The sequence below is a fragment of the Streptomyces parvus genome (assembly GCF_014648875.1).
Classification (GTDB): domain Bacteria; phylum Actinomycetota; class Actinomycetes; order Streptomycetales; family Streptomycetaceae; genus Streptomyces; species Streptomyces parvus.
On record NZ_BMRY01000010.1, the window covers coordinates 364,340 to 371,076 of the forward strand.

The following is a 6,737-nucleotide window of genomic DNA, read 5'->3' on the forward strand; positions in this document are numbered from 1 at the left end:
CACAGGACCCCACCCACGCTGCGGGCTGTCACGACGCCAGGGTCGCCTGATGCTGCACTAGCTCTTCTGCAAGGTGCGGGTGACACCCGCGATGACGGCAGTCGTGAGCACCCACCCGAAGGCGACCAGGAGGTAGGCCAGCCACTGGAGGCTGCCGGTCGACCAGTACCAGGCCGTGCGCTGGCCCAGGCCGCCGATGGGGATCAAGAGGTCAAGCGTGTAGACGAGGGGCTGGAACGGGGTGCCTTCGTCTCGTTTGACCGGGGTGGGGGTGTGCGTGCCGAAGGACAGCGTGCCCAGCAAGGTCAGCGCGAGGAGCCAGACGCCCGCCAGCCACGGGCGGTAGCCGTAACCCACGGTCATGTCGAGCAGGTGGCCCCACACACGGGCGGCCGGGTGCAGGGTCCGCCGCCGGTGTCTCTGTCTGGCCAGGAGGATGCGACGGGCGTCGTCGTCGTGGCCGGCCTTCCGGTACCAGCCGGCCAACTGCTCGTAGGGCTGGGGGCTGTAGCCCGGGCTGCGTCGTATCCATGCCACGCGTCGGGACACGGAGTCCTGCTGCCCCACCGCCTCCCGCCGCTCGCCCGCCTCGTCCACCTTGATGGAGCCGTAGACGAAGCCATCCAGCTCCACCACGTCCGGCCAGCTGTGGTTGTTGTCGTGGAGGTAGGACACCTGCGCGCCCCGCAGGTCCACGGTTCCGGACGGGTGCCGGGCGAGGGTGAAGTCGAAGTCGACCGCCTGCATCAGCATGCCGGCCAAGGCCGGGCCGCCGCCGTCGGGCGGCCCGTTCAGAACGGCTCCTTCGAACGTCAGGCTGTCCGAGACCCGGGCACCCCGCAGCCTTACGGTGCCGTTCGCCGTGAAGCCCCCGGAGAGATTGAGCGTCGACGCCGCTACGTCGTCCAGGGCCAGGGCCACACCACCCGGGCCGGGGCGCCCCAAAGGAACGGGACGCTCCAGAAGTGCGCCTTGCAGGAACAGTCCACCCGGCAGATTCGCTCCCCGGAGGCGTATCCCGCCCCGCGCGGTGAACCCGTGCATGCAGAAGATGCCGCCTCCCATGCCAAGACCGTCCGCGATCACGGCCCAGCCCTCGGACACGCACACCCGTGTGCCGTTCAGCAGCAACTCGCCTGTCACGGAGGCGTTCAGAAGGTTCAGGCATCCCGCTACGAGCGACCGGGACAGATCGAGATGCCCCTCGACACGCACCAGACCGGCATCGAGGCCGGGCAGTCGGCTGTCCGTGATGCGGATCGTCCGGGTCGACGCCCCATGGAGGTTCGGCGGATCCTCGAACCAGCACTCCTCGATCCGGAGAGCCTGACCCAGCTGTGCGTCCGAGAGGTCCAGACAGCCGCTGATCCGTGCGCCGGCGAGCCTGAGGCCGGCCATGTCGCCCGGCTGTGCGGGGTTGGCACCTTGCATCAGCGCCACGATCACGGCTGCCCGAACCGTACGGCCCGAGCCCCACTGCCCGCCCTCGGCGACACCGTCGTCCCCCGGCACACCCGTACGAAAGTCCACAGGGCGTCCTTCGGGAAACGCGTCCCAAAGCTCACGCTCCGGTGGAGTCATCTCGTCGTAGGAGAGCACCGGTTCAGGGTAGTGATCTTCCTCCCGGCTCGCATTCGATCGCAGCATCCTCGGCGCTCTCGGCGCCCCCGGCCCCCACGACGCCCTCGGCGTCCTCCGACTCCCAGCGGAGCAGGTCGCCCGGCTGGCACGTCAGTACCTCGCAGAGTGCGGCGAGCGTCGAGAAGCGCACCGCCTTCGCGCGGCCGTTCTTGAGTACCGCGAGGTTGGCGGGGGTGATCCCCACGCGGTCCGCGAGTTCGCCCACGGACATCTTCCGCCGGGCCAGCATCACGTCGATGTCGACGACGATCGGCATCAGATCACCTCGTCCAACTCGGCCTGCATCTCAGCTGCTTCGACGTCACGGGCGACGGCCTGGGCGAGCAGCGTCCGCAGGACGAGCACGATGAGCGCGACCCCCAGGATGGCCAGGCCCACCCCGCCCATGATGAGGGTGACGCCTGGATCGTCCCGCTGGCCGGGTGCGTTCAGGGCCGTGACCGCGAACCAGACGAGAGCGGCTGCGACGATCGCGCCGATGATGGCGTCCACGTACCGGAAGGCGGCGTGGGAGAACACGGTGCCGCGCCGCACCATCGTCACCAGCCGCCAGACGCAGGCCATGGCGACCTGGGCCGTCCCGATGCCCAGGATCGTGATCACGCGCAGCGGGGTGAGCGGCAGGGACCCGTCCTCCGGGTCGTTCCCGCTGATCAGCGCCCACAGCATCAGAGCCTGTACGAACACGGTGCCGGCGAGCACCACCACGAGCACGGCGCGGAGCGCCCGCACGGTCAGCTTTCCCATGACCCATCCCTCTTCCATCGATCCACGATGGGAATCTATCGAATTTCGATAGGTCAGGCAACGGTGGGTGGGTGGGGTGGGCTCTCCGGTTGCTTCGGTCGTGGAGGCCAGTTGGCGGCGCTGTCGAGTGGGTCCACTGCCAGTCCGGCACCGGCCAGCTCGCGTCCCGGCTCGTCGCTGGCCCCGGTCATACTTCCACTTGGACGTGGACGATCCCGTCCTGAACCTGAACCTGGAGGAGTGACTCCATGGGCATCTTCGCTCGCAGCCAGGCCAGAAGATTCGGAATGCAGACGGACTGGCCGAGCACAGACCCGGACGTACGGCGCTACTTCAAGGCGCTGGTGGAAGAACACGCCCGGGGAATCGCCCAGATGCCCAACCACGGAGCCGACAGTGATCAGTCCTGGCACTGGGTCGAGGCCGTAGCCGTGCTTCACAAGAACGCCGCCGATCGTGTTGCCAATCTGTGGCGGGCGAGATCCAGGCTGGAGATGGCCAGGGCCAGGAAGGCCGCAGTGAAGCAACTCGGAACCATGCTCCGCATCCGGGGCGCCCTCATCGAGTCGTGGTGGGTCGCGGACCGGATGAACATGACGCGCGTGGGTGCGTCCGCGGGCTTTCCCATCGTCGATGAGTGGAACTACGCCTTCACCTGCACACTGCACTCGGCAACGCCTGGGGTACCCGGCATGGACGGCGTCCTTCAGTACAAGTGGCCGGAGCACAACTTCCAGCGCGTAAGGGTAGATGACGGCGAGGAGTTCGAGGCGACCTGGCAGGCCAGGGACGTGCTCAGCGTAGAAGGGGACCGCTACGAGGGCTTCGTCCTGAATCTCAACGCCACCACTGGCTGGTCCAAGGTTGAAGTCTGCGGGAGAACGGGCAACTTCACTCGGAACTTCTTCGCAAAGCCCGATACCAAGATTGAGCTTGCGAAGCCGCGCGAGGACAAGAACCCTGCTGTCCATTTTGCCGAGGTCATGCTCTCGACGCGGAACGCTCTTCTGCGGGAAGGACTCACCAGCGAGTCCGACACACTGAGGGCGGCGCAATCCGTGATCAACGAATACCACCAGCAGACGGGAATCCGGCCGGCCAATGACCGCGAGGACGTCTAAAGCGTGTTGCAGAAGTCGGGCGTTGGGCGGGTGGAGCCGGGTTCTGCAACACGCTTCAGGCACGGGCGATGAGCGAGCGGGCTCGGCGGATCGCGCTCAACAAGGGATTTCAGCGCATACTTCGATTCCCCCGGAACGCCGCTTCCCGCGAGAGCGCCTCCAAGGACAACCGCACTGAACCGGCCCACGCTCAACGGACCAGACCTTCGCCCTGCCTCCACACCGGCTGGGCCTCAGGACGTGGATCGAGACCCAAGGCGGAAGCACGCTGATTGAACTGTGACCTCAAGTTGAGCCGGATCGTCGTTCTGCCTGTCATGGAAACGTGCGTCGACGGAGAATTCCCCATCGGCCGAGTCGGCGACAATCTGTGGACTCTTCGCCTGACTGTCATCCAGGCCGTCCTTGACGATCTTCCACCCCTTCTTCGGCAACTGGCTTCGCAATCTATCCATTGCTTCTACCAGATCCTTGGCGGCAGGCCCATAAACACCCCAGGGGTGGTGCGCCCGATAATCTCCCTCCTCACACGGAGAGATCATGGCGCCCGATTCAGTCGCCTTCGCCTTCAGCGAAAGGATCTCCAGGATCGAGCTCGAAATCTCTTCGGCCTCATCCTGCACCTCGGAAGTGGGACGCACCGGAACGTCGGCGTCATTTTCATGGATCTCAGAACACCCCGAAAGAATCAAGCAAAAAAGAATTGCATAGGCTGCAACCTTGCACGTCTTGCTAGTCATGCTGGACTCTTTCATATTTTCCCGAAATCACGGCTACTTGATTCCGGAGGATGATTTATTCAGGATCCCAGAACGCGCCGTGATCACCCGCACTGCTCTTCATGATGTTCCCGCCGAAGCATTCATCGGGGAATCGTCAGGTTGTCGCCGGGTCCGGCCAAGCGGCCACCATAGCGAACACCTTAGTCGCCCCAGCGGCCACCGATGGCCCATACGTACTGGGTATCTATTTCCGGGCCCACCGAATGGTCGGCCTGCATTCCGGGACTACCAACGGCGATCACAGCATCAGCGATGCGTGGGGCCGACCCAAGCTTCCCCGACCGGGCGATGTCGGACTGGGCGGCAATACCCACGACCGTGGTTCCACAGCAGGGCCGCATCCAGCGAGTTCGGTGAGTATCGTCGCGTCGCCCGCTGAATGCTCGGCACAGTCGGTTCCGAAACCCCTCAGAACCGGTAGACCTTCTCGCCGTCCGGGACCTGGTAGCAGCCGGACACAACCATCAGGCCCAGTTTCGCCGGGTTTCGCTTGGCATAGTGCCAAATCTTGACGCTGTGCCTCGTCTCGTCGTTGTCAGCGGTGAGCCTGACATTCTTGTTCTTGCTGCCGTCGGGTCCGTACTCGACGACCTTCCAGCCGTGCTTCGGGAGTTCCTCCTTGAGCCGTTCCATCACGGCACCGAGCTTTTCTGGCGATTCCGGGGTGAAGCTCCAAGGGTGAAAGATTTGAAAATACTTGTCCGGGTCCTTTCCGCACTCCGAAACGCCCGGACCGGTAACTGACATCTTCCCTTTGATGCCGAACACATCGCGAATCTCACTGGAAATCTTCTCTGCCTGGTCAGCGGCGGCGAGCGAGGTGCTCGTGCCTGCGGGGGGCAGCTCACCTGCACCCTTGGCGTCAGCCATGCTGCACCCCAGGAGAGAAGTGAGGGCGATGGATACGAAGAACACCTTTGCGTTCGGTCCGCTCTTCATGTCCAGGAACATCGGCCGACGGTGGTCAGAACCGATCAACCTTCTCACCATCCGGGACCTGATAGCAGGCAGAGACCAGGTTGACGAGCAGCATGGGCTCGTTGGTGTCCCCGCCGCTGTTCCTCTCCCAGAATTCGACCTTGACGGCGAACTTCTTCGCGGCATGATCCGCTGTGAGCTCCAGGGACTTGGCCTTGGAGCTGTTCGGCCCATACCCGACGATCTTCCAGCCATGCTTCGGAAGGTCTTCCTTGAGACGGGTCATGGCCTTCATGAGCTCAGCATCGGATTTCCCGGTAAGACTCCAAGGGTGCCGCATGAGGAACAGCTTCCCGCGCTCCGCACCCTCGCACGTACTCACACCCGGGCCCGCCTTGGACATCGTCCCCTTGATGGCCATGATGTCGAGGATTTGGCTGGAGATCTGCTTCGTTTCGGCATCGACGTCGTCGACGCTTCGCGTTCCTACCGGTTTCGGCGTGCTGGAATCTGCCTGGTCAGTCATGCTGCATCCTGTAAGTACGGTGAGTATGGCGACACTCAGAAGGACGTTGTCGAATATTTTATTCCTCAATTTTCACCTTTCCGTACTGGCCGGTTACGACAGCCGCCTGGTTCCTGAGGCTGTCCGTGTCTCGATCCCAGTATTCGCTGTGACCTTCCGACCCGCCTGTAGTCATCTGGTTCGCTCCGAACAATTCGTCACTGGGAATGATGGCCACACCTCCGCCGAACCGCCACTGGCTGCCACCGTGACCGAATCGACCCAAGTCGGGGACGGGATCGCCCTCGGCCTCCTCATTCCATACGTGCCCCTTGGGCACGTCCATCTGTGATGCCTCGCCCACCTGCACACCTGGACTGCCTGCGAAGACCACGTCATCCGCGTTCAGCTCTCCCTGACGAGCTGCGGAGCCGATCAGAGTCGTACCGTACGAGTGGCCGATGGCCGTGTGGTGACCACCGGAGTCGGTGCTGTTGGCCACATTGAGGCCGTCCATGAACTGGTTGAACGCCGGGGCCCCGTCATCGGCATAGTGCCGGAAAGGAGCATCCTTGACCACGCTCTGCGGAGCGTCGTACCCAAGCCACGTGATGGTGGAGACCTCTTTCCCTCCGGCCATCGCATCGGACTCGCGCCAGAGTTCGGTCATGCGTTCAATGTCTCCATGAATCCCGCCAAGATTCGACGTGGTGCCGGGAACATAGACGGCCGTGTGGGCGGCGGTATCAGGGTTCCCGTTGGCAACAATCGCCCGGCCGTTCTTCTCTGTATCGAAGCCCAAGAGGTAGGCGGGCGGCAACCCGTTCCCACCGGTCGCGTCGAACCGTTCCTGGATGCTCTCCATGCCCTCCCGAGCCTTGGTGAGGTGCGCGAACTGAACCGCTCCGGGATCGGTGGAGGCTCTATGCGTTGACTCCAGCCGCCGGTTGGGGCTGGTGTTGAGCGTAGTGGTTGGTCTCGTGCTCGTGGGGCGGGATGTCGCCGATCGCTGTGTGGAGGCGC

The 6,737-nt window shown here is 64.0% G+C and carries 7 protein-coding genes and 1 pseudogene; 1 reads left to right on the forward strand and 7 read right to left on the reverse strand.

Features of this window, described 5'->3' with window-relative positions; all coding sequences use genetic code 11:
- Positions 1-57 precede the first annotated feature (57 nt).
- The 3 genes and pseudogenes from IE140_RS28490 to IE140_RS28500 form a co-directional block, all read right to left on the reverse strand.
- Positions 58-1,599 carry an oxidoreductase gene (locus IE140_RS28490; RefSeq protein ID WP_167533549.1) on the reverse strand — a complete coding sequence of 514 codons (1,542 nt, stop codon included), beginning with the start codon at positions 1,597-1,599 and terminating at the stop codon, positions 58-60.
- Between the two features lie 82 nt (positions 1,600-1,681).
- Positions 1,682-1,897: pseudogene (locus tag IE140_RS28495) on the reverse strand (helix-turn-helix domain-containing protein); the annotation flags it as partial.
- Entirely contained in the window at positions 1,897-2,388 is a 492-nt protein-coding gene (locus IE140_RS28500) for a DUF2975 domain-containing protein (protein WP_150196888.1), read from the reverse strand. The pseudogene IE140_RS28495 and the gene IE140_RS28500, both read right to left, overlap by 1 nt.
- Positions 2,389-2,636: 248 nt before the next feature.
- Here IE140_RS28500 and IE140_RS28505 point away from each other — a divergent pair, with 248 nt between their 5' ends.
- Positions 2,637-3,509 carry a hypothetical protein gene (locus tag IE140_RS28505; protein WP_150196889.1) on the forward strand — a complete coding sequence of 291 codons (873 nt, stop codon included), beginning with the start codon at positions 2,637-2,639 and terminating at the stop codon, positions 3,507-3,509.
- Positions 3,510-3,742: 233 nt separating this feature from the next.
- Here IE140_RS28505 and IE140_RS28510 read toward each other — a convergent pair whose 3' ends face one another.
- The 4 genes from IE140_RS28510 to IE140_RS28525 form a co-directional block, all read right to left on the reverse strand.
- The gene (locus IE140_RS28510; protein WP_229826925.1) at positions 3,743-4,249 is read right to left on the reverse strand and encodes a hypothetical protein; all 507 of its coding nucleotides are present in this window, start codon (positions 4,247-4,249) and stop codon (positions 3,743-3,745) included.
- 450 nt (positions 4,250-4,699) lie between these two features.
- Positions 4,700-5,242 carry a hypothetical protein gene (locus IE140_RS28515; protein ID WP_229826926.1) on the reverse strand — a complete coding sequence of 181 codons (543 nt, stop codon included), beginning with the start codon at positions 5,240-5,242 and terminating at the stop codon, positions 4,700-4,702.
- 13 nt (positions 5,243-5,255) lie between these two features.
- Entirely contained in the window at positions 5,256-5,735 is a 480-nt protein-coding gene (locus IE140_RS28520) for a hypothetical protein (RefSeq protein WP_150196890.1), read from the reverse strand.
- A 58-nt stretch (positions 5,736-5,793) separates the two neighbouring features.
- The gene (locus IE140_RS28525) at positions 5,794-6,579 is read right to left on the reverse strand and encodes an alpha/beta hydrolase (protein WP_308438424.1); all 786 of its coding nucleotides are present in this window, start codon (positions 6,577-6,579) and stop codon (positions 5,794-5,796) included.
- Positions 6,580-6,737: the final 158 nt, after the last annotated feature.